Below are 22,640 nucleotides of genomic sequence, written 5' to 3' on the forward strand. Positions count from 1 at the left end.
TTTAAAGATCAGTATTCTCTTGCTAAGACAAATCTCGTAGAAGATGGTTTTGAATAACTTAATTAATATTATTCCAATGGGTTGTAGTTTAATATGCGAATACATTTTAATTACTAAAAAAATTAGTATAATTTTGATGTGCATTAAGGCAATGGGTTTATGATCAGGTCGTTTGAGAAAAGAGCAGAGCAGAAGATTTCGGGATTTCAGTCCCCAGCGGCAGATTATTTAGAAGGCAGACTTGACCTTTCTGAAAAGCTGGTCGTAGATCCGCATTCTACTTTTTATTTTCAGATGCAGGGGGATGCCATGAACTCATACGGTATATCTGATGGTGATCTTTTGGTAATCGATCGCTCCCTCGAACCCATTCACGGAGCAATTATCATTGCGTTTATTTCAGGGAGTTTTTGCTGCAGACTTTTTGTGAAAGAGAATGGTGCGTACCTCCTTCGAAATGATGCCGAAGCAATCTGTGAAACAGAAATCGGGACCCTTCAGATCTGGGGAGTCGTCACTTCAGTGTGCAGAAATGTATTGCCAAAAACATTAAGAAGAGGGAGGTACAGCAATGTTTGCACTTTGTGATTGTAATAACTTTTATGCTTCGGCTGAAAGGCTTTTCCGTCCTGAGCTCATTGGAAAACCTTTGGTTGTCCTCAGTAATAACGACGGGTGCGTAATCGCAAGGAGCGAAGAAGCGAAAGCATGTGGTATAAAAATGGGTGACCCTGAATTTTTGGTGAGGGATCTGATCAAAAAGTTCGACATTCATGTTTTTTCCAGCAATTACGTTTTGTACGGTGATATTAGCGAAAGAGTAATGCACAATCTTGGTCGCTGGTTTCCCAGGCTTGACGTCTACAGTATTGATGAGGCATTTGGCTGGCTTGGCGGTATAAGGAATCTGGAAAATTATACTCCAGTCATCAGGAGTTCTGTGATCCGTAATACAGGTATTCCTGTATCGATAGGTGTGGCTCCAACCAAAACCCTCGCAAAACTTGCAAACAAACTTTCAAAAAAGGCTGGTGGCGTGATGGTGCTGGATACCGATAAAAAAATAAGTGCAGCAGTTAAAGACTTTCCCGTTCATGACCTTTGGGGTGTGGGCCGTCAGCACTATAAAAAGTTTGAGCAGCTTAACATCTCTACCGCTGGACAGTTGAGGGAGATGCCAGAAATGTGGTTCAAGCAGAATATGACCATTATAGGCCAGCGAATGTGGAATGAACTCTGGGGAAGACCAGTTATTCCGCTTGATGCGGTTAGGGAAACTAAAAAGGGAATTACGGTGAGCAGGTCTTTTCGGAATTACATCGAGCATCCTGATATCCTGGCCGAAGCCCTGACGCTATATGCAAGCAGGCTGGCTGAAAAGCTTAGAGCAGAAAATTTGCGGTGTTTATACTTACAGGTTTTCCTTTATACCAATAAGAACAGGGAAGACCATCCACAGCATTTTCCCAGCCATACTCATAAGCTGCTGATCGCAAGCAACAGTACATCAGACCTGGTCAGCATAGCAGTACGCGTGTCTGCAATGCTTTTCAAATATGGGGTAAAATATAGAAAGGCTGGGGTGATTGCCAGTGGTTTGGTACCAGAAAGCGAGCTACAGTTAAATGTATTTGCTTCCCATGATAACGGAAAAAAAGATGTGGTATCTCAGGTACTCGACAAGCTGAACCTCGCCTATGGTAGGGGTACATTGAGGATGGCCACAGAAGGATATGATAAAAAGTGGCGGCTGAAACATGAGTATTTGTCAAAAGGCTACACCACCAGGTGGGCCGATATCATCAAGGTTATTTAATTAAAGGTAAAATAAAGATATGTGCGGAAGAACACTAATTGGAGAGAGTTTGGCAATGGCTGCAAAGGCAGGCATATTGCTGGGAGGAGATGCAAGGGAAAAGGATACAAACCGTCCTCCAGGAACGGATATGCCTGTAATTTTGGATGCCAGGCCAGGAAGATTGCATTATGTTAAATGGGGACTGATTCCATCTGGAGCGAAAGAAGTACCTAAATTTTCTACAACCTACTGCAGAATCGAAACCATGCACAGCCTGCCTACCTACCGTCCGCTGATTGGAAGAAGGCACTGTGTATTTGTAGTAGAGGGTTTTTATGAATGGGACCGTAACGGAACGACCAGGCAGCCTTATTTCTTCGAAAGGAAAGATGGCAATATATTACTTTTGGCAGGTTATTGGGACAGCTGGAAAGATCCAAGTACAGGTATTGTGATCCCTTCATGTACAATGATTATGCAGAAGGCTAATAACTATGTGGGAAAAATCCACGACCGCATGCCATGTATTCTTTCGCAGGCGGAAAGTGCAGTTTGGCTGGACCGTGAACTCCCAGTTGAGCAGCGGTTAAAAGTCCTCCATCCAATTGATAATTCATTGCTAAAGGGCTGGCAGGTTGATCCAAAAATAAATAATGCACGGAATAAAGATGAAAATAACAACAATCCTTCAGGCCCTGACCTGACACTTTTTGACTAATTCTACAATCCATTTATTTTTTTATCTCGCTTCTTTCAGGACTGCGATCTTTATTTTTTCGGACAACATTTTTTTGCTTGCTGCTTTTATCTAGCCTTTGTTTTAATAGGGCTAAACGCCGTGTCCATTTTTGAAGTACTTCATGTTCATAATATGGCAGGTGCTTGGCATTGAGCAATCCAAGAATCTGGGCCAGGGGACGGGAATCTTCAGCTATTTCCTGATGGTTATCGATCCATTCTTGCTGTGCCTCCTCAATGTGGTTTTCATGTGAGGAAATTGCATTTTTCAAAAGTTCAATTTCTGCGTCCATGGCTTTTGTTTTCCTGTAAAGAATAAGCAGTCTGGAAACCGCATCGATATGGATTGGATTTCGCTTTATTATAGTTTGATAAATTTTTACAGCATCAGCAAAGGCCCCTTCCAACTCAAGCTTTTTTGCACTTTCAAATTTTTCGCCTTCCTGAATCCTGGCTTTTTTTGTAATTTTTTTCATGGAAGTTGGTTTAGAGCAATCTGTTGATGAGTTTAGACAGTTCTGGCCAAATGTTTTCTGCTGCAATTTGGTATCCTGCCGCAAGCGGATGTACACCGTCAGGCATGTTTAGCCCAGGTTTGCCAGCTACTCCTTTTAAAAAGGATGGCACAAGGGAAATATTGTTTTCTGCCGCAAGGTCTTTATAAATGTTTTGGTAAGCCAGGCTTTGTGTGCCATGGATGCCATGTGCCCACTCTGGTAGTGCCATCCCCAGTAGCATAATGGATGCCTGCGGGCAAAAGGTTATCACTTTGGATATGATGCCTTGCAGGTTATGTGAAACTTCCTGTGGGCTTACACCTCGTAAAAAGTCATTTGCACCAAGTTCGACGACAAAAATGTCGATATTTCCATTTAAATGCCTGTCGAGTCTATCCAGGGCAGTAGCTGTGGTGTCTCCGCTAATTCCTGCATTGATTACCTCATATTCCATACCAGCAGATCTAAGTTTTCCAGCAATCAAGGCTGGTATAGATTCAGTCGATGGGTTAATTAATCCATATCCGGCGATAAGGCTATTGCCAAAAAAAACAATTTTTTTCATATACCTTAAAGTCTTTTTAGTACTCTACTGTAAGCACCAATAATTACAATATTCCTTTTCTTATATTCAAGTTTACTAATAGGTCTCATTATTTATAAACCCAATAACAAATACAAATGTTTTTTTAGCAGTTCTTATCTGGATACCAGATGTACTGATCCCCGCTGAAGATGATTGCAACTGTTGCCAGGTAATTCGGCTATTCACTTACATTGCTAGCTATGCTGACAGAAAGATGCATTCTTACTCTCGGTCCATTTAGCCAAACCTTCAACAAGCTCTTGCATATCTATGTAATTTAACTGAAAGCAGATATGAAATAAATTACCCAACTACATTTTGCAAATAATATAAAATGGAACGATAAATCATTCCAGGTCATTACATTAAAATAATCCAAACATTGCTGTTATTTGTTCGTTCGTATTAGTAAACTTTTGCTTTAAATATGAAATATCTGGCCTTGATTATTATGTGCTTTTTATCTGCGTCTATCATTAGTTTAATTGGCGTATTTATATTGTTGTCACTCAATCTGATAGGTAATGCTGATTCAGACTTCCGAAACCTTCCCTATGGAATAGCTATTGGTGTCAACTTTTGCCTGGGCTTGGGAACTTTTCCTGTTTTTCTGAATCTTAATGATCGGGTCCGATCTAACCAAATGTGGAGTGCTTTGAGCTTCTTTTTTCTTCCAATCGTTTTTGTGTTTTTTACACTGCTAGCAATGTGGGATCAACCTTGGCCAGGAATTCTATTTTGTATGCCATATCTGGTGATTTTAGTTGTTTTATTCCTGCGTTATCGCAAGCGTATTAAAGCTGATAACTCCAGAATATAGTCTATTACATTGATTATATTCGAAGCCAAATATTTCCCCCACTTCAGGAAATCAATAAAAACAAAGCAGACAATTCCATAAATTATATTGATGGCTACAATGGCGTCACCGGCATCTGTCAGCTATTTTTATATTCTGATCGAACGATCTCAGTTGTTCCTCATTTTTTAATAATTAGTTTCCCAGTTAAACATTCCGTCGAATAATATAAGTCTTCAACTAGCCCGTCTTATTTATTTTAAAGCGTAACGTTTGAACCCTGCATTTGGGTTTAAATAATTTAATTGTTTTTTGTTTTTAAGGAATCTTTAGCTCTTTTTTTGAAAAAACCACGCAGTAAAAAGTTACTTTGTAGGGCTTCCAGATCCTCATCAAGTTTTTTGCTGCTTTTTTCCAGGTTTAACATGATGGTTTTTACCTGTTGGGCTGTCGCCGCATCGTTGAGCAGCAGTCCTGCAGCATTGTCTGATGTCTTAAGTTTTCCTGATGCGGCTTCCAGATTTGCGGCCATTACGCTTGCTGATTGGGTAGTTTTTTGTAAGCTTCCAACAGATCCCTCTAATCTGGAAAACACTGCAGTGTCTGTCAGCAGCTTATCCATCAATCCGTTTTTGGTGTTCATCGTTTTGCTGAAGGCACTTAAGTCCATAGCTACCTTTGAGGTAACAAGCGAAGTTCGATTTAAATTCGATACCATTGACTTAAAATTCTGCGCCAGTTGCTCATCACTCAGCAGTGCTCCCGCAGCACCTTTTCCATCAATTAAATTACGGGAAAGTATTTTGAAATCAGAGGTCACATCAACCAGGTTCTTGTTGTTCACCTGCAAAGTCTTCATAATATCGTCGGTTGAAAGCGAGGTATTTACTTTAAGCATATCTCCGTCTTCAACAAAAGGGAATTTTGGTGTTCCACCAGTTAATACCACAATCTTGTTTCCGATCAGTCCATCAGCCCCAATGCTGGCCCCAGCATCTTTATGGATATATTTATGAACATCTTCCTCAATACTAAGCAGGACTTTAACCTGTGAGCTACCATAGAAATCAATCTTTTTTATGGTTCCTATTTTTACACCAGAAAACCAAACGTTATTTCCCTTCTTCAAGCCCTGAATATCATTAAATACCACGCTTAGGTTAAAGCTTTTTACGAAGGTTTTCTTTTGACTCCCCAAGGTGAATATGGCTACTACAAATATCAGTATCCCAATGGCCAGGAAAATGCCGACCGTAATTTTTTTTCTGTTATCGTTCATGCTTATTGTATAAAATTGTAATCAAAGAAAGGTTGGGCCTGTTTATCGCCCTTAGTAAAAATGTCATCAAAACTTCCCTGTCTGTCAAAATGCCTGTCGACCAGCATTGCCACCCTGTTTCCGACTTCTTTCGCGCAGGTAAGGTCGTGTGTGATCACGATTGCGCTGGTGTGATAACGTTCCTGAACATCGTTGATAAGTTTATTGATCTCTTTTGAAGTTATAGGATCTAAGCCAGCAGTAGGTTCATCATAGAGCATAATTTCAGGTTTTAAAATCAAAGTCCTGGCAATGCCAATTCTTTTTCGCTGTCCGCCAGAAAGTTCCGAGGGCATCTGGTTTATGGTTTGCGACAGTCCAACGGCGTCCAGCATCTCCTCAACCAGTGCATTCACTTCGGTTTTACTTTTATTTCGCTCATTGCGAACCAAAGGAAATTCCAGGTTTTCCCGAACGGTCATACTATCGTATAACGCACTATTTTGAAAGGAAAATCCAATTCTTAACCGAAGCTTTAAAAGCTCTGGATAAGAAATTTCGTCGATTTTTTTTCCTAATGCGATAACGCTCCCGCTATCTGGAGAAAGCAGGCCTACAATGATTTTAATTAGCACTGATTTTCCAGTACCGCTTTTTCCCAAAACCACAAGATTTTCACCTTTATATAAATCCAGGGAAGCATTTTCTAAAACCTGATAAGTACCAAAAGCCTTGTTTAAACCTTTAATTTCAATAACCTTATCGCTTTGCGGATTTGTTATACTCTTTGAGATCATAGTGTGGTTATGAATTAAAAAGACTAAAAATTTGTACGCACACAACCTCCTCTATAAAAATCAGGAACATGGCTGTAACGACGGCTGAATTTGCAGCCTTACCAACCCCTTCAGTACCTTTTGAAGAATGGTATCCCTGGTAGCATCCAACGATTGCGATAGTAAAGCCAAATAAGATCGCCTTTATCGTAGATGCGATAATGTCTAAAAAAGTTATACTTTCCAGTGCGCTCTGAAAAAATGTTGTTGCACTTGTCCCTTCATTAACAGACACATTCAGCAGTGCGCCAAGCATGCCAACCATTGCGGTATAAAATGTTAGAATAGGCATGGTTATGGTAGCCGCCAAAACCCTGGTAGCAACCAGAAATTTAAACGGATTTGTTGCACTAACCTCCATGGCATCGATTTGCTCGCTCACTTTCATCGACCCCAGCTCTGCACCAATACTAGAACCTACCTTACCAGCCGCAATTAGCCCTGTCAAAAGCGGAGCAAGTGTGCGAAGTAATGCAATGCCCACCAACGACGGCAACCAGGATGTGGCGCCAAATTCTGACAAAGACGGTCTGGATTGCTTGGTGAAAACCAAACCAGTTATAAAACCAGTTGTAGAAATCAGCAAGGCAGAACGGTAGCCAATCTCGTAACATTGCCGCATAAGTTCCTTAAATTCGTAAGGAGGAAGAAAAGCTTCTTTGAAAAATCTTCCAATAAAACCAAAAACGTTATACAGTCCAATGAACCAATTGGCAAGTTTGCCTGTTGCCTGCGGCAAATTGCCACTTTTATCTTTATCTATTTCCATCTTGGAGCATTGGTATTTTTAAGACTATCCTTCAAAACTTCTTTTTCTTTTTTATATTGAGTTATGATCAGTGTATCGGCTGGGGATAAACTATTGAACAAAGTATGATAGGATGTCATCAGGTCTGAATTAGTTTTTTCAAATGCTGCACGACTAATTTTTCCTTCCTTTAGTTCTTTTTTCAAGGCAATGGATTGATTTATAAGTGATTTGGTGGAATCCATGATTCCTGAACTTGACAATGTTGTCTGTTTTTCAACCCTATTCCCGCCAGAACCTTGATTGGGATTGGAGTTGTGGCAGCCAATACTAAAAAGCAACAAGGGTACCATGAATTTTACGCTCATTTATAGAATACACTTGGATTCAATAATTGTTTGATAATAGCCTCTTTGAGTGATTTTTATTCAGCTGTTTTCTAGGATTTGCTTAGTGCTCTGAATAATTTGACAGCACAATAATCGCTGTTATTGTAACATAAACACTATAAAATAATTTTTCCTTAGCTTTTGCTATATTTGATTAGCCAAATATAAATAGTAGCTGTTAAAAGCTATTTTCAAAAGCTTCCCGGGTAAAACAGTTTAAATCGATGCTCCTCTTGAAAAATAACAACCTACAAACTGGAAAAATATTGATCTTCTTTATGTTGTCCCTCTGGCTGTGTCTAACTGGCCACGATGCAAAGTCTCAGGAGAATATTGACAGTTTAAAAGGTGTGTTAAAAGATGTTCTGCAGAATAAAAAAGAGTTGGATGCAAGTAAATGGTCAAGCATTCGTAAACTTGAGGGAAAACTGAGGTCAAATGACCAATCCCCGAATTTAAGATACCAGGCCTACCTAAATTTATTTAACGCATATAAATCCTTTATCCACGATTCAGCTTATGTGTACAGTCAAAAAGTTGCCAGCTACGCAAAGCTTCTAAATGATAATGAAAAAATAAACTACTCTAAAGTCAACTTAGGTTTCGTATTGGTTTCTTCGGGTATGTTCAAGGAAGGTATAGATACCTTAAAGCGTGTTAATCCTGAAGTATTAAACAAAGCTCAACAGTTTGAATATTATTTTTTGATGGCCCGTGCAAATTTCGATTTGACAGACTATAATAAAATTCATGATTTTAGCGAACTATACCGGGCTGAAGGCTTGAAGTATTGTGATACAATCATGAGTAAATATGGTAAAGGATCTTATGAATATCTGTCGGGAATAGGATTAAAGCAACTCAGAGCCAAGCAATTTAGTCAGGCTATCCGTTCATACGAATCATTACTCAAGCTTAAATTATCCTATCGCGATAGCGCCATTAATTATAGCTGCCTGAGCTATCTTTATTTCAGTGTAAATAAGCCAGAACTTGGTTTACGTTATCTTTTAAAGTCTTCTATTCTCGATAATACACATTCTATAAAAGAATCTTTGGCAATGGTTAAGCTTGCTGAATACATCTACCAAAAAGGCGAAACAAAAGAGGCTTTTAATTATATTCATAGCGCTATTGAAGATAATAACTTCTACGGTGCAAAGCAGCGAAAAGTCGAAATCAGCAATATTCTGCCCATAATTGAAAAAGATAAAATAAACGACATCGAAAAGCAGAAACAGTCTCTTCTAATTTATGCATCGATTATTACATTATTGATTATTCTGACGATATATTTTGCTTCAAAAACTTTTAGGCAATTAAAGAAAATCCGTATTGCCGATAAGTTGATAATGGAAAAAAACCATGACTTAAACCATGCAAACGCCGAACTGCTTATAATAAATGCTTCACTTGATGTTGCTAACCGATCTTTAACACGGACGAATAGAAAACTTGATGAGGTCAACCTGATCAAAGAGGAATACATCGGTCAGTTCTTTAACATCCATTCTGATTATATTGATAAGCTGGAAAAGCTGAAAAGAAGCCTGGAAAAAATTACCCATTTAAAACAATATGATCAGTTACAGATTGTGGTAAAGCGAATGGATACGAATATTGAAAGAGAAAGCTTCTTTCAGAGATTTGATGAAGTATTTTTAAATTTATTCCCCGATTTTATTTTAGACTTTAACGCCTTGTTTGCGGAAAAAGATAAAACCCTTCCTTCACTTGGTCAACTAATGAATAATGAACTCAGGATTTTTGCACTGATTCGACTCGGAATTGATGAAAACGAAACCATCGCAAAAATTTTAAATTATTCGGTTAATACCATATACACCTACAAAACGAAAGTCAAGAACCGCTCTTTAGTTGCCAATGATATCTTCAAGGAAAAAATCATGAGCATAAGAACGGTGAAAAACGATCTGCCAGTAGATTTCCATTCGTAGTTTTAATTCTAAAATGTGTGTTCAATTGTTCTCCTTGTTCAGACCTTGATTCTCACTAAAGTTAATTTATTCTTCTCTTGAATGAATTTGTAGCAGAACGGCTTCATTGCTGGATTTGTATCTCTTTTTTTAATATATATCGCCCATATACGATAGTATTATCCCGTACTTATCTATATATTACTGGTAAGGATTTTGATTTAATATGTTGATTACAAGTGTTTTAATGATTTATTGAGTTCATTATTTTTAATATTTGGATTTCCTGCTATTGTGGATGCTTTAAAACTCTCTTTACTTTGATTTGCATTCGCTGGAAGCCATTTCAGCAGCGCAATAACCAAATAGTAAACAAAATCATTATGAGAAAAAACTACTTCTTTTACTTTTTTAAGTATGGGCTAACCCTACTTTGTCTATTCATCTCCACCATCGGATTTTCTCAACAATCGGCTTTCAATGGAAGGGTTGTGGATGAAAATAATGACGCTTTGGCTGGTGCCACACTGCAGGTTAAAGGAACCACTCAACGGACCACTACCAATTCTAAAGGAGAGTTCCAGTTAAGCAGCAGCCAGTCTGCCTTGACCGTAATTGTAAACTATGTGGGCTACGATCCTGCGGAACGCACTTTAATTTCGGGAAAAGAGGCAATCATCCAACTCAAGCAGGATGCAAAATCACTTTCTGATGTGGTGGTTGTCGGCTATGGCACAACTAAGAAGTCTGATGTAACCGGCGCGGTGGCCAGTATAGGGAGTAAAGATTTCAATCAGGGAGCCATAACAAGCCCGTTGCAACAGATTGCAGGAAAAGCAGCTGGAGTAGTCATCACCCAAACGGGTAGTGAGCCAGGAAGTGCACCTAATATAAAGATAAGGGGCATTACCTCGATTCAGGGCAATAACAATCCACTTGTCGTTATCGATGGGGTTCAAGGAGATGTAAGTTTTTTAAACCAGATTCCTCCAACGGAAATTCAAAGTATCGAAGTGCTTAAAGATGCTTCTGCTACCGCAATATACGGTTCCAGAGGGGCATCGGGGGTACTAATTGTGACGATGAAGAAGAGCAGGGGTGGTACCTCGATTGAATACAACGCGAATTCTTCAATAGATGTGGTTACCAGACAACTCGAAATGCTTACAGCAGCCGAATGGTCACAGCAGGCTGCGGCTCGGGGCATCCCAGCTACTTCTAATTTCGGAGCCGATACCGACTGGTTTGGGCTGATCACCCGTAATGGTACCACCCAGAATCACACGCTAACCTTAGGAGGAAGCAGTGATAATTTCTCTTACCGAGCCTCACTAGGTATGGTGCTTCAAAATGGCATTGTGATTCACTCAGATAATCAACGGTTTATTGGTCGCATTGAGGCTACCCAAAAAGCTCTGGATAATAAGCTCTCCATTACAATGACGTTAAATGGAACAAATTCACAAAACAACGGAAGCCCGGGCTCCATTGGACGTGCTGCATTTACGTCCAACTTAATTTCCAATGCTTACATCTCAAGACCTACCGATCCAGTGTATCGTCCAGACGGAAGTTACTTTACAGACCCGAACCTTTTCCAGCCTTTGAACGTATTGGCAGCTGCAAACAACATTATCGGTGAATCTGAAACTAACCGTCTGCTGGGGTCGATGCGCATTAATTACAAGATCATCAGCGGGCTTTCTGCTGAGGTATTTGGTAGTTGGCAGAAAACCAATGGAACTTCTGGTAATTATACCCCAGCGGTTTCTACAGTTGCCGCTGCAATCGATCAGAAAGGTTATGCAAGTGTCAATAATAACAACTCGGATTACAAATTGATGGATTTCCAGTTGAATTATAGTAAGGATTTCGGCGATCATCATGTCGACGCTGCCGCTGTTTATGAATGGCAGGCGCAAATGGATTCTGGAAGCGGAAGCGCGGCTAGAGGTTTTGTTAATGACTTGGCAACTTATAATAACCTTGGCTTGGGTGATTTTTCTAAAGTGCAGGCTGGCGATTATTCATCTTATCGCAATCAACGCAGAACTGTATCCGTGTTAGGCCGTGTAAACTATTCTTTCAAAGATAGATACCTATTGACAGCCAATTTTAGAAGAGATGGTGCAACCGTTTTTGGTGCTAATCATAAATGGGGGAATTTTCCTTCAGCTTCACTGGCCTGGAAGATTGACCAAGAGCCTTTTATGAAGAACCTTAATATCTTTACTGTATTGAAACTGAGAGGCGGTTTTGGTATTACTGGGAATCAACAGCCTTTAAGTGTGTTACAATCATTGCAAATCGTACAAGGATCGGGAACGGTATATTTTGCCGGAAATGTGCAAACCAATTTTAGGGTTACTCAAAATGCAAATGTGGACCTGGAGTGGGAGCAAAAGAAATCGACCAATATCGGGCTTGACTTTGCGTTGTTGAAAGGCCGCTTAAATGGAAGTTTCGATATTTATAAAAATGTAACCGATAAATTGTTGTATGGCTATACGGTTCCTCAGCCGCCTTTTCCAACTGGGTCAATTCAGGCTAATGTGGGTAGCATACAAGGCAGGGGTATAGAAATGGCTTTGAACTATGATCTGATTAGCAATAACTCCACAAGACTAACGCTTGGTGGAAATGTAACTTTAATGGATTCAAAGGTACTCAACTTAAGCGGCTCACTAAACGGAGTTCCATTAATTACCAACAATGTTCCTTATGGCGGACAAAATGCATACTTAGTGGTTGGTCAAGCCATCGGTTCAATTTACATTCTGCAGCATGGTGGTGCAAGCGCTAATGGCACACAGATTATTGTTGATCAGGATAAAAATGGTCGTATTGATGCAGCTGCAACCAGCCCCGACAGAATCTTCGAAGGCCAAACACAGCCAAAATATACCTTCGCCTTTACGCCGAGCTTTAGCTACAAAAACTTTGACGCTTCTATATTAATTCGCGGTTCTGGGGGGAACAAGCTATTCAATGCCCTGCGTTCAAATTTAAGTTTTCTGGAAAATCTTGGAAGATCTAATTTATTGAAAAGCGCAATAGACGATAATCTTTTCACCTCAGCTTATCCTTTGGCATCAGACTACTGGCTCGAAGACGGAAAATTCATCCGTTTGGAGAATGTGAACCTGGGATATAGGATTCCAACAACAAAATCAAAACACATCAGTTCTGTACGCTTTTCGCTTACTGGTCAAAACCTGGCACTAATTACCAAGTATTCTGGAATCGACCCCGAAGAAACCGGAGGAGACAACGGAATTTATCCAAGGGTAAGAAATATTGCTTTAGGTCTGAATATTATCTTAAAATAGAAAATCATGAAAAAATTAATAATCACAGCGATAATAGGTACAGGTATGATGTTTCAGAGCTGCACCAAAGTTGATGAAAACGTTTACGATAAATACACCGCAGATCAGTTCTTTGCAGATCCTAAAGGTGCCGATATTGCTTTAGCGAGCGTGTATGCTCGTATGCCTCAGTTTGGGGGCGGAGATAACGGTTACTATGATACCAACAATATGTGTACAGATGAACAGGTGGTGCCGCATCGTGTAAGCGGTGACTGGGGGCCTGAGAATGCGTGGCTTTACACCCGTGCCTGGACGCCTGCATTAGGTCAAATCAATACCACTTGGAATGCCTGCTACAATTCTATTTATCTGGCGAACCTGGCAGTAGAGCAACTGGAAAAAGCCAATGCACCTGCCGCTAAACTAGCCGAGGTTAAGATATTACGTGCCTGGTTTTATTACCTGTTAATTGATGATTTCGGTGATGTACCTTTTTATACGGACAACAATGTAACTACTGCTCAGCTAAAAACGCAAACCAGAACCCAAATTTTCAACTGGATTGTTGGTGAGATTACGGCTAATGCCGATCTATTACCAGAAACCAAGGGTGGCATCTTTTATGGAAGATTTAATAAATGGGCGGCTTACACTTTCTTAGCCAAAATGTACCTCAATGCAGGGGTTTACACTGGAACAGCTAAATGGGCAGAATGTCTGGCGGCTTGTACTAAAGTTGCTTCCGCAGGTTATACCTTGCATCCAGGAACGGCAAATGCTTCAAGTCCGCTGGGTAACCGTTATTTTGAACTCTTTGGAGATACTTGCCCGGATGATGAAACAATTTTAGCCATTTGGCTTAAACGCAATGTAATTGGCAACAATGTGCTGGCACTACGGAGCGTAAATGGTCCCAACGGCGTTGCAATGTTTGGCTATTCTGGTTGGAATGGAACAATTGTGCCAGAAGAGACCTATAACAAATACGCCGCAAATGACGTTAGAATAAAGCAATTTTTAATCGGACCTCAGCCTGGTGGAGTAACCTATACGCCGAAAGTAACCTCACTTATAAATCCAGGTGCGGGAATTACCGAAGGCGTACGTGGTGTTAAGTTTTATCCTGTTGCTCCAAATGATGGTAGCGGATCATCCAATGATTTTCCAATTTACCGCTATGCAGATGTATTGCTCATGATTGCCGAATGCCATGTTCGTCTTGGTAATGCTGCTTCTGCAAAACCATTTATTGATCAGGTAAGAACAAGGGCAGGAGTTGGAGCGTTAAGTGCAAATCCTACACTCGAAAATATATATGATGAGCGTGGTTTTGAACTTAACTGGGAGGGGCATCGCAGGCAAGACATGATCCGCTTTGGTACTTTCACCCTCGGACATGGACTGGTTCCAGCGGTGGATGCACATTGGCAATTATTCCCGATCCCGACTGCGGCAATGAATGCAAATCCGAATTTAAAGCAAAACCCAGGTTATTAATCTGAGTTTTTACATCCAGAGGTTGGCATTTGTCAAGCTCTGGATGATCTTCAATATTTAAAAAATCTACTTATGATAAATAAAGTTTCGATATTTTTCCTTGCAGCATTTTATGCGCTGATAGTACCGTTCTCTACCCACGCCCAGGATAAAGCCTATCCAGCTCAGTATGGAAAGCCATTTAAAGGCGTTCCAGATCGCCGAGATGTAATGCTTTATCAGGTAAATACCAGGGCTTTTAGTAAGACAGGTGATTTTGCTGGCGTTACGGCTAGAATGGATGCGATAAAAGATCTCGGCATTAATGTGATCTATCTGATGCCCATCTATCCAGTTGGCAAACTTAAAGGTGCAAATTCTCCCTATGCAACCATGAACTACGACGAGGTTGGGAAAGAATTTGGTACGCTTGACGACTTAAGAAAGCTGGTGGATGAGGCTCATAGAAGAAATATCGCAGTAATGCTCGATATTGTGGCCAATCATACTTCATGGGATCATCCATGGATAGAAAAGCCAGGTTATTACCTGCGCGATAGTGTCGGGCAAATTAAATATCCGGAAACATGGAAAGATGTGGCCCAATTAGATTTTCGCAATCAGGAACTTAGGTTATCACTAATTCATTCCATGAAATCATGGGTATATAAAGCTAATATCGATGGCTTCCGCTGTGATTACGCAGATGGTCCTCCATTAGATTTCTGGAAACAGGTAAACGATAGTTTGAAAACCATTAAAACTCACAAACTCTTAATGTTGGCCGAAGGCAGCAGTCCGAAATATCTTAGTGCTGGTTTTGATTACTTTTTTGGCTTTAATTATTTCGGGAATATGAAAGGCATATTCAATAAGAACAAATCAGTGAAATCAATTGATGCATTAAATGAACGTGATTATAAAGATGCAAAGGAAGGCCAGGCCGTGGTTCGTTACCTAACCAATCACGATGTAAACGGATCAGATGGTACTCCACTTGACCTTTTTGGCGGCAAAAAAGGTTCTATGGCAGCTTTTGTGGTTACAGCCTATATGAAAGGAATTCCGATGATTTACAATGGACAGGAAATCGGAACCCCATTTCGCCTTACTTTCCCTTTCACAGGGAAATCAGTTGACTGGTCTTTACAAGAAGCTAACGGCGATGTGCTTTCTGATTATAAAAAAATAGTTGCCTTCTGGAATAAAAGTAAAACGGTGAGAAGGGGTACCATGATTTCCTACAGTAGTGACGATGTATGCGTATTCAGCAAAACCCTCGACGGAGAACAGGTGTTGGTTCTTTCTAATTTGAGAAATAAGCCAATTGATTACAGTCTTCCAGTCTCATTAGCGGGCAAGTGGAAAGATGCTTTCAATGGCTCGAAAGCTAATTTGGCCCAGGTGGTAAAACTTGAACCTTACCAATATATCGTTCTTCAAAAATAAAATTATAAATCGACCAATAATTAAAAGGGTTATGTACAAAAAGATAATACAAATATTGCTCTTGGCAATCTTTCTAACCGCCAACCAGGCATTTGCCAAGATTTCAATTTCCAGAATTGAACCAGAAAACTGGTGGACAGGCATGAAAAAAGCAGAATTTCAGATTTTGGTATATGGCCCTGGAATTGGTAATGCTAAGGTCAGTCTGAATTATAAAGGGGTTACTTTAAATCAAGCAGTAAAAGTTGAGAACCCGAATTATGTTTTTCTTTATGTGAATGTTTCTAAGAATGCAAAAGCGGGGATAGTGCCGATCACTTTTACCGATGGCACTGAAAAATTTACTTATAATTACCCGCTCAAAAGCCGCACAGATAATAGTGGTGCGCTTGGATTTAATGCTTCGGATGTTTTGTATTTGATAACTCCAGATCGATTTGTGAATGGAAACGTACAGAATGATAACTGGGATAGCGTCCTGGTGAACAGAAAAAGCCCTAATGCCCGTCATGGAGGAGATTATGAAGGGGTAAAGCAGAAGCTTGATTACATGAAAGATCTTGGTATTACTACCGTATGGCTAAATCCGATTCAGGAAAATAAAATGCGTGGTGGATCTTATCACGGCTATGCCATTACTGATTTTTATCAATCTGATCCGCGTTTCGGAAGTAATGAAGAGTTCAAAGCCCTTACCAAAGCGACTCATGACAAGGGTATGAAAATGGTGATGGATATGGTATTGAACCATTGTGGGAGTTCACATTGGTGGATGAAGGATTTGCCAGCCAAAAACTGGATTAATAATGATGGTGTTTTTTTACAGACTAACCATGCAACGGTTTCGGTTATGGATGTGCATGCCTCGCAAACCGAGCGCAATACTTTTTTGAATGGGTGGTTTACTCGTGGGATGCCAGATCTGAATCAAAAGAATCCACATCTGGCAACTTATCTCATTCAAAACAGCATATGGTGGATAGAATATGCTCGTATTGATGGAATCAGACAGGATACCTACTCTTATATGGATTTTGATTTTCTGGCTAGGTGGAATAAAGAAGTGTATGATGAGTATCCTGATTTTAATATTGTGGGCGAAACCTGGTATAATAAAAAGACTTCCCCAGCCTGGTGGCAGGCTAATTCTGTATTGAATAAAAAAAATCCCTTTTTAAAAACACCAATGGATTTTTCCCTCACATTTGCCATGCAAAAGGCATTTGACGGGGAAACGGATAATGGTTACTTAGGCGATCTATTTGAAGATATTGCTCAGGATTTCGTATATGCAGATCCTTATAATGTGCTCACTTTTTTAGATAATCACGACCTTGGGCGTTTTAGCAGGAAGGAAGATAAAGATCTTAAAAGGTACAAGCAGGGTCTTGCTTTTCTGCTAACTATGCGTGGAATCCCTCAAATTTATTACGGTACTGAAGTGTTAATGGTTGGAACAAAAGAAGACGGTGACGGGCGTTTACGTGTTGATTTTCCTGGGGGATGGCCAGATGATAAAAAAGATGAATTTACCCCTGCAGGCAGAAGTGATAAACAAAATGAAGCATGGGATTATTTGCGAAAACTTCTTCAATGGCGGAAAACCAGTACAGCCATTAACTCAGGAAAAATGATTCACTATGCCCCAAAGGATGGGGTATATGTTTTCGCTCGGATTAAGGATGATAAAACGGTATTAGTTGTAATAAATAGTTCGTTAACCGATAAGGAACTAAAACTGGATAGATTCAGTGATGTCATTACTGGGTATTCATCTGGAAAGGATGTGATCTCTTCGAAAGAAATTGCACTTAAACAGTCTATCTCCATTCCAGCTAAGGGACAGTATATTCTGGATTTGAGTAAATAACATCGTTATAAATTCTTTTAAGTTAACTAGTTAGTAAGTGGCGCCTCGAAGCCGCCGCTGATTTGGTTATTAGCAAGTGGTTTGCTGGATGGCAGACCCTTGCTTTTTTGCCATTATGCAGCTTTTAGTTAATCAATTATTTCCACGGTAATGGGGACCAAACCACAATGTCATTATTTAAGGGAAAACAAAATTAACTTAAGGGAAAACAAAAGAGAATGGTCATCCTGAGCGTAGTCGAAGGACGGATTATTTTTTGTTTTCGACTATCAAACTGGTCTTCGACTACGCTCAAACTGACAACACTTATGCTTAAGTTAATGATATTGGGCCAAACCACAATGTCATTAATTTAAGGGAAAACAAAAAAGAATGGTCCTCCTGAGCGTAGTCGAAGGACGGATTATTTTTTGTTTTCGACCATCAAACTGGTCTTTGACTACGCTCAAACTGACAACACTTATGCTTAAGTTAATGGCATTTGGCCAAACCACAATGTCATTAATTTAAGGGAAAACAAAAAAGAATGGTCATCCTGAGCGTAGTCGAAGGACGGATTATTTTTTGTTTTCGACCATCAAACTGGTCTTCGACTACACTCAGACTGACAACACTTATGCTTAAGTTAATGATATTGGATCAAACCACAATGTCATTAATTTAAGGGAAAACAAAAAAGAATGGTCATCCTGAGCGTAGTCGAAGGACAGATTATTTTTTGTTTTCGACCATAAACTGGTCTTCGACTACACTCAGACTGACAACACTTATGCTTAAGTTAATGATATTGGACCAAACCACAATGTCATTAATTTAACGGAAAACAAAAAAGAATGATTCTCCTGAGTGTAGTCGAAGGACAGATTATTTTTTGTTTTCGACTATCAAACTGGTCTTCGACTCCGCTCAGACTGACAACACTTGTGCTTAAGTTAAAGACATTGGGCCAAACCACAATGTCATTAACTCAAGGGAAAACAAAAAAGAATGGTCATCCTGAGCGTAGTCGAAGGACAGATTATTTTTTCTTTTCAACCATCAAACTGGTCTTCGACTCCGCTCAGACTGACAAAACTTATGCTTAAGTTAATGATATTGGATCAAACCACAATGTCATTAATTTAAGGGAAAACAAAAAAGAATGGTCCTCCTGAGCGTAGTCGAAGGACGGATTATTTTTTGTTTTCGACCATCAAACTGGTCTTCGACTCCGCTCAGACTGACAACACTTATGCTTAAGTTAATGGCATTTGGCCAAACCACAATGTCATTAACTCAAGGGAAAACAAAAAAGAATGGTCATCCTGAGCGTAGTCGAAGGACAGATTATTTTTTGTTTTCGACTATCAAACTGGTCTTCGACTCCGCTCAGACTGACAAAACTTATGCTTAAGTTAATGATATTGGATCAAACCACAATGTCATTAATTTAAGGGAAAACAAAAAAGAATGGTCCTCCTGAGCGTAGTCGAAGGACGGAAATTAAGAGCTATAAAGTGGCTGTGGCAGTTTGGTATTGTAAATTTCCGTAGTCTGAAATATTAGTAACAACCTTCTCCGTTATTTTTATCCATTTTCTTCCAGAGGATACGTAAACAAATATCCTTGACGGGAATGTAATATCGTTGCTTCTAGAACTTTTAACGTTGCTTTTTGTATTGGTAACTTGTTTTACAAAAGCAAAAATACTGAATTGGTTAGCACCAATACTTCTGTCATGAATACCTTGTGCCAATGTTTTAGTAATTGAGGCTTTTTGGGCACTGCTTTTCCCTTTAAATTTTGAATTCCAATCAATTGGTTTGCTGGGCACACAGATTATTTTAGCATAGGTGTCGGTGTCTTCAATAATAAACATTGGAACGTTGCTAATTCCCTCTTTGAGATTCGATTTTATGTAGCCTAGCCAACTTACTAATCGATTAGGTTTTTCTGTAAATAAATCTCTTCCTCTTAAAGGATCTGTAGCGGCTTTAGATAAAATTGGCATAGCCAAGAGCACACAGTAGAGCAGAATATAAGAAAGCAAGGGACGTATCATTGGTTAGCTTTATTGCGCAAGTTAGTTTTTAAGAAAACGAGTTTATAGGATAAATAGAATTATGACATTTCTCAAAACAATGAGTATCAATAATCTTTAAATTCATATTATTTAATATACAAAATTACGGCTTAAAATCAGTCAGTATTTCATATTAAATGCTTACAACATACGTCTGTAATAGTTTGGGGAGTAGCCTGGGTACGGTTTTTTTACTTCCTGCTATGGCAAAATGTCTGGAAATCCATAAGAATGTTCCGATCAGAATTGGAGGGATCATCAGGCAATAAATTATAGCGGGTAAATACATTGCTGGAGGTTAAAGGAAATTTCTAATGCAGAAATGACAACCTGACCATCGGCTATTTCTGCATCGTAAACCACAGTTATTGGCGACGCTTTAATAAGCAGCCAGCCAGACAAGATCTTTTCTGGTCCCAGCAGGGAAATTTCCATGGGTAAGGTTTCCGTTTTCGAGGTCTCATTCGTCTGGCTAAGCAACCAGCTCCATAGCCTTCCCTCTAGCGCAATGCCCTTTTCCAGGCGTATAGTTCCAGGTTTTTGCAGCAGTTGATCAGCAGCATTGGGATGTGAATCCAAGCCTGCAATTTGGTGAAAGATCAGACATTCGCCAGGGAAAATCCCAATTGTCAGGCAGAAATAAAATGCTTCAGGTTTGGATACGAGGAAATGCAACTTAAAAAAATTATGACGTAAATATAAAAATCTGATCTGCTTTAAAATTGTTGGAAATTAAGGCCTGTTAATAGCAAATTAAAGTAATAACTTATCTGGAGTAATTGGCAGTGACCTTATTCTTTTTCCAGTTGCGTTAAATACAGCATTGGCGATTGCTGCAGCAACGCCTACAATGCCAACCTCACCAATTCCCTTGATGCCCATTTTATTTGGAACTAAATCGACTTCATTGATAAACATGGCGTCGAGTTTTCCAATATCAAAGTTCGATGGGACGTGGTAATCTGCAAACGATCTGGTTGCAAAGCTCCCATAACGAGGGTCAATTACCGATTCTTCACTCAGTGCCATCCCGATCCCCCAAACATTTCCACCAATAATCTGAGAACGGGCAGTTTTAGGATTTAAGATTTTACCTGCGCCAGTAACGGCAAGAAAACGTGTTACTTTAACCATACCAGTAACGCTACTTATTCTAACCTCCGCAAAATTAGCATTAAAACTGTGGCATGAATATTTTTCAGCTTCAGCAGGCGCTTTGGAATCTGATCGGGTCTGAAAGGAACCTATGTTTTCCGAAACCATAAGCTGGTTAGCCGTAGGTCGCACAAAAAACTGTTTGCCCGATTTCGCCAAAAGTTCATCTGTAATTTTTGTACAGGCATCATTAACCGCGTTGGCGAAACTAGACGCGCCTACAGAACCAACTGAGCCAGCGGCAGGCGGAAGTGATGAATCACCTATCTTCATGGTAATCTGTGAAACAGGAATGCCCAGTCCATCGGAAGCCGTTTGCGCTAAAATTGTATTTGTTCCAGTACCCAAATCTGAGGCGGCAATTTCAACCGTTGCAAAGACTTTTCCATTTTGAAGGCGAAGATTAATACTGGCCGAGCTGTCGCGCTGGCGGGCAGGGTAAGTACCACAGGCTACCCCATAACCAACCAAATCATCGCCGACTTTATTGCTTCCTGGCGCTTTTTTACGCTTATCCCAGCCGAAAGCCTTTGCGCCTTCCTTTAAACATTGTACCGTTGTTCTTGAACTCCAGGGCTTCCCATTGGAAGGATCTTGTTTGGGTTCATTTTTAATTCTTAACTCAATAGGGTCGATATTTAGTTTATGCGCAAGTTCGTCCATAGCAGATTCCAACGCAAAACTTCCAGTCGACTTGCCCGGACCACGCGTGTAAGTCGGGAGAATAACATGCATCGGAACCGAACGGTAAGAGATTAAGGTATTAGATGCATCATACATGATTTTAGAACAGTCGCCACAAGGTTCTATATATTCGTCATCAATAGCGGTATGTGAAATGGTTTCATGGGCAAGGGTGCTTAGCATTCCATCTTTTGAAGCCGCCAAGGTAATTTTTTGAATGTTGCGCTGGCGCAAACCAACTGAATTGAACATTTGCTGCCTAGTTAAGGCAAGTTTTACAGGTCGGTTAACCATTTTGGCAGCTACAGCACACAGCACCAGGTTTGCCCATTGGCCACCTTTTGATCCAAATCCACCACCAATAAAAGGCGAAACAATTCTAACCTGTTCTGCTTTTAGGTTTAGCGTTGCTGCGGCTGCAGTTTGTGCGCCGTTTATAATTTGCGAACCATTATACAGTGTAAGATTTTCATCCTTCCATACCGCCAGCGTAGAATGAGGTTCCATGGGATGATGGTGCTCAATTGGCGTTTCATATTCTTCCTCTATAGTTATCTGTCCTGATGTTATGGCAGATTTTCCAGCGCCTTTGACAAAATCCTGCAGCTCTTTTCCTTTAGGCATTACTGGAGTTTTAGCTTCCAAATCAAAATCAGTTTTCTGATTAGCTGCTTGCTCGTATTTAACTTTTATAAGATTCGCGGCTGCAGTTGCCTGCTCAAAGGTTTCGGCGACAACCATTCCAATGTGTTGGCCATAAAACATAATATCTGGGCTTTGCAAAAGGGCACCACCCCTCAAGCCCCCCTTAACGTTTAACTTAGGAGCATTTTCATGGGTAATGACTGCAATTACACCTGTTGATTTTTTCGCATCATTACTTTCTATCTCGGTAATTTTACCAAAGGCAATTGTGCTCTTAAAAAGAACCGCGTATGCGATGTTTTTCTCAGGATAATCAGTTGCATAGCTTGCTTTTCCTGTTATTTTCAGTATCCCGTCAATCCTGTCAATACCCTTGCCAATCGCTTTGTTTTTTTCTTCCAT

Annotated in this window: 18 protein-coding genes; 9 read left to right on the forward strand and 9 right to left on the reverse strand. The window is 40.0% G+C overall.

From position 1 onward, the window contains the following. Positions 1-159 precede the first annotated feature (159 nt). Genes ABD692_RS21005 through ABD692_RS18410 form a run of 3 tightly spaced genes read left to right on the forward strand, consistent with a single transcriptional unit; the run spans position 160 to position 2,516 of the window. Positions 160-588 (forward strand): LexA family protein, encoded by a 429-nt coding sequence (locus tag ABD692_RS21005; RefSeq protein ID WP_316761620.1) that lies wholly within the window; start codon positions 160-162, stop codon positions 586-588. After that, entirely contained in the window at positions 572-1,816 is a 1,245-nt protein-coding gene (locus ABD692_RS18405; RefSeq protein ID WP_344769322.1) for a Y-family DNA polymerase, read from the forward strand. The genes ABD692_RS21005 and ABD692_RS18405 overlap by 17 nt, the downstream gene beginning before the upstream one ends. A gap of 19 nt (positions 1,817-1,835) precedes the next feature. After that, complete coding sequence (locus ABD692_RS18410) at positions 1,836-2,516, forward strand: SOS response-associated peptidase (protein WP_316761626.1); 681 nt, start codon at positions 1,836-1,838, stop codon at positions 2,514-2,516. A 13-nt stretch (positions 2,517-2,529) separates the two neighbouring features. On the opposite strand, the gene ABD692_RS18415 is transcribed toward ABD692_RS18410, so the two are convergent. Continuing rightward, positions 2,530-3,012, reverse strand: a complete 483-nt coding sequence (locus tag ABD692_RS18415) for a hypothetical protein (protein WP_344769324.1) — start codon at positions 3,010-3,012, stop codon at positions 2,530-2,532. Positions 3,013-3,022: 10 nt separating this feature from the next. After that, the gene (locus tag ABD692_RS18420; protein WP_316761631.1) at positions 3,023-3,598 is read right to left on the reverse strand and encodes an arylesterase; all 576 of its coding nucleotides are present in this window, start codon (positions 3,596-3,598) and stop codon (positions 3,023-3,025) included. A gap of 448 nt (positions 3,599-4,046) precedes the next feature. Here ABD692_RS18420 and ABD692_RS18425 point away from each other — a divergent pair, with 448 nt between their 5' ends. Beyond that, a complete protein-coding gene (locus tag ABD692_RS18425) occupies positions 4,047-4,439 on the forward strand; it encodes a hypothetical protein (RefSeq protein ID WP_344769326.1) in 393 nt (130 codons plus the stop codon). 280 nt (positions 4,440-4,719) lie between these two features. Here ABD692_RS18425 and ABD692_RS18430 read toward each other — a convergent pair whose 3' ends face one another. From ABD692_RS18430 to ABD692_RS18445, 4 genes are read right to left on the reverse strand one after another with little or no spacing between them, the layout of a single operon-like run. Next, complete coding sequence (locus ABD692_RS18430; protein ID WP_344769328.1) at positions 4,720-5,697, reverse strand: MlaD family protein; 978 nt, start codon at positions 5,695-5,697, stop codon at positions 4,720-4,722. Positions 5,698-5,699: 2 nt separating this feature from the next. Continuing rightward, the gene (locus ABD692_RS18435; protein WP_344769329.1) at positions 5,700-6,473 is read right to left on the reverse strand and encodes an ABC transporter ATP-binding protein; all 774 of its coding nucleotides are present in this window, start codon (positions 6,471-6,473) and stop codon (positions 5,700-5,702) included. A 7-nt stretch (positions 6,474-6,480) separates the two neighbouring features. Beyond that, entirely contained in the window at positions 6,481-7,281 is an 801-nt protein-coding gene (locus tag ABD692_RS18440; RefSeq protein ID WP_316761640.1) for an MlaE family ABC transporter permease, read from the reverse strand. Beyond that, the gene (locus tag ABD692_RS18445) at positions 7,272-7,628 is read right to left on the reverse strand and encodes a hypothetical protein (protein WP_344769332.1); all 357 of its coding nucleotides are present in this window, start codon (positions 7,626-7,628) and stop codon (positions 7,272-7,274) included. The genes ABD692_RS18440 and ABD692_RS18445 overlap by 10 nt, the downstream gene beginning before the upstream one ends. A 254-nt stretch (positions 7,629-7,882) precedes the next feature. On the opposite strand from ABD692_RS18445, the gene ABD692_RS18450 reads away from it, so the two are divergent. The 5 genes from ABD692_RS18450 (at position 7,883) to ABD692_RS18470 (ending at position 17,692) form a co-directional block, all read left to right on the forward strand. Then, entirely contained in the window at positions 7,883-9,607 is a 1,725-nt protein-coding gene (locus ABD692_RS18450) for a DUF6377 domain-containing protein (protein WP_344769333.1), read from the forward strand. 362 nt (positions 9,608-9,969) lie between these two features. Next, positions 9,970-12,915: a SusC/RagA family TonB-linked outer membrane protein gene (locus ABD692_RS18455; RefSeq protein ID WP_344769335.1), complete on the forward strand. Its 2,946-nt coding sequence runs from the start codon at positions 9,970-9,972 to the stop codon at positions 12,913-12,915. Positions 12,916-12,921: 6 nt separating this feature from the next. After that, a complete protein-coding gene (locus ABD692_RS18460; protein WP_344769338.1) occupies positions 12,922-14,394 on the forward strand; it encodes a RagB/SusD family nutrient uptake outer membrane protein in 1,473 nt (490 codons plus the stop codon). A 72-nt stretch (positions 14,395-14,466) separates the two neighbouring features. After that, on the forward strand, positions 14,467-15,822 hold the full coding sequence (locus ABD692_RS18465) for an alpha-amylase family glycosyl hydrolase (RefSeq protein WP_344769340.1): 1,356 nt from the start codon (positions 14,467-14,469) through the stop codon (positions 15,820-15,822). Positions 15,823-15,883: 61 nt separating this feature from the next. Beyond that, positions 15,884-17,692 carry a glycoside hydrolase family 13 protein gene (locus ABD692_RS18470; protein ID WP_344769342.1) on the forward strand — a complete coding sequence of 603 codons (1,809 nt, stop codon included), beginning with the start codon at positions 15,884-15,886 and terminating at the stop codon, positions 17,690-17,692. A gap of 1,489 nt (positions 17,693-19,181) precedes the next feature. Here ABD692_RS18470 and ABD692_RS18475 read toward each other — a convergent pair. From ABD692_RS18475 to ABD692_RS18485, 3 genes are all read right to left on the reverse strand, one after another. Next, complete coding sequence (locus ABD692_RS18475) at positions 19,182-19,733, reverse strand: hypothetical protein (protein WP_344769344.1); 552 nt, start codon at positions 19,731-19,733, stop codon at positions 19,182-19,184. Positions 19,734-20,024: 291 nt separating this feature from the next. Continuing rightward, on the reverse strand, positions 20,025-20,429 hold the full coding sequence (locus tag ABD692_RS18480) for a hypothetical protein (RefSeq protein ID WP_344769346.1): 405 nt from the start codon (positions 20,427-20,429) through the stop codon (positions 20,025-20,027). 78 nt (positions 20,430-20,507) lie between these two features. Next, positions 20,508-22,640 (reverse strand): xanthine dehydrogenase family protein molybdopterin-binding subunit, encoded by a 2,133-nt coding sequence (locus tag ABD692_RS18485; RefSeq protein ID WP_344769348.1) that lies wholly within the window; start codon positions 22,638-22,640, stop codon positions 20,508-20,510.

This window comes from Pedobacter ginsengiterrae (genome assembly GCF_039537385.1).
Classification (GTDB): domain Bacteria; phylum Bacteroidota; class Bacteroidia; order Sphingobacteriales; family Sphingobacteriaceae; genus Pedobacter; species Pedobacter ginsengiterrae.

Excerpts from the sequence above, each read along its gene's own strand:
- ABD692_RS18415 (WP_344769324.1), bottom strand. The coding sequence starts at position 3,012 with ATGAAAAAAATTACAAAAAAAGCCAGGATTCAGGAAGGCGAAAAATTT.
- ABD692_RS18405 (WP_344769322.1), top strand. The coding sequence starts at position 572 with ATGTTTGCACTTTGTGATTGTAATAACTTTTATGCTTCGGCTGAAAGG.
- ABD692_RS18430 (WP_344769328.1), bottom strand. The coding sequence starts at position 5,697 with ATGAACGATAACAGAAAAAAAATTACGGTCGGCATTTTCCTGGCCATT.
- ABD692_RS18420 (WP_316761631.1), bottom strand. The coding sequence starts at position 3,598 with ATGAAAAAAATTGTTTTTTTTGGCAATAGCCTTATCGCCGGATATGGA.
- ABD692_RS18435 (WP_344769329.1), bottom strand. The coding sequence starts at position 6,473 with ATGATCTCAAAGAGTATAACAAATCCGCAAAGCGATAAGGTTATTGAA.
- ABD692_RS18455 (WP_344769335.1), top strand. The coding sequence starts at position 9,970 with ATGAGAAAAAACTACTTCTTTTACTTTTTTAAGTATGGGCTAACCCTA.
- ABD692_RS21005 (WP_316761620.1), top strand. The coding sequence starts at position 160 with ATGATCAGGTCGTTTGAGAAAAGAGCAGAGCAGAAGATTTCGGGATTT.
- ABD692_RS18410 (WP_316761626.1), top strand. The coding sequence starts at position 1,836 with ATGTGCGGAAGAACACTAATTGGAGAGAGTTTGGCAATGGCTGCAAAG.
- ABD692_RS18485 (WP_344769348.1), bottom strand. The coding sequence starts at position 22,640 with ATGGAAGAAAAAAACAAAGCGATTGGCAAGGGTATTGACAGGATTGAC.
- ABD692_RS18440 (WP_316761640.1), bottom strand. The coding sequence starts at position 7,281 with ATGGAAATAGATAAAGATAAAAGTGGCAATTTGCCGCAGGCAACAGGC.
- ABD692_RS18460 (WP_344769338.1), top strand. The coding sequence starts at position 12,922 with ATGAAAAAATTAATAATCACAGCGATAATAGGTACAGGTATGATGTTT.
- ABD692_RS18425 (WP_344769326.1), top strand. The coding sequence starts at position 4,047 with ATGAAATATCTGGCCTTGATTATTATGTGCTTTTTATCTGCGTCTATC.
- ABD692_RS18465 (WP_344769340.1), top strand. The coding sequence starts at position 14,467 with ATGATAAATAAAGTTTCGATATTTTTCCTTGCAGCATTTTATGCGCTG.
- ABD692_RS18475 (WP_344769344.1), bottom strand. The coding sequence starts at position 19,733 with ATGATACGTCCCTTGCTTTCTTATATTCTGCTCTACTGTGTGCTCTTG.
- ABD692_RS18445 (WP_344769332.1), bottom strand. The coding sequence starts at position 7,628 with ATGAGCGTAAAATTCATGGTACCCTTGTTGCTTTTTAGTATTGGCTGC.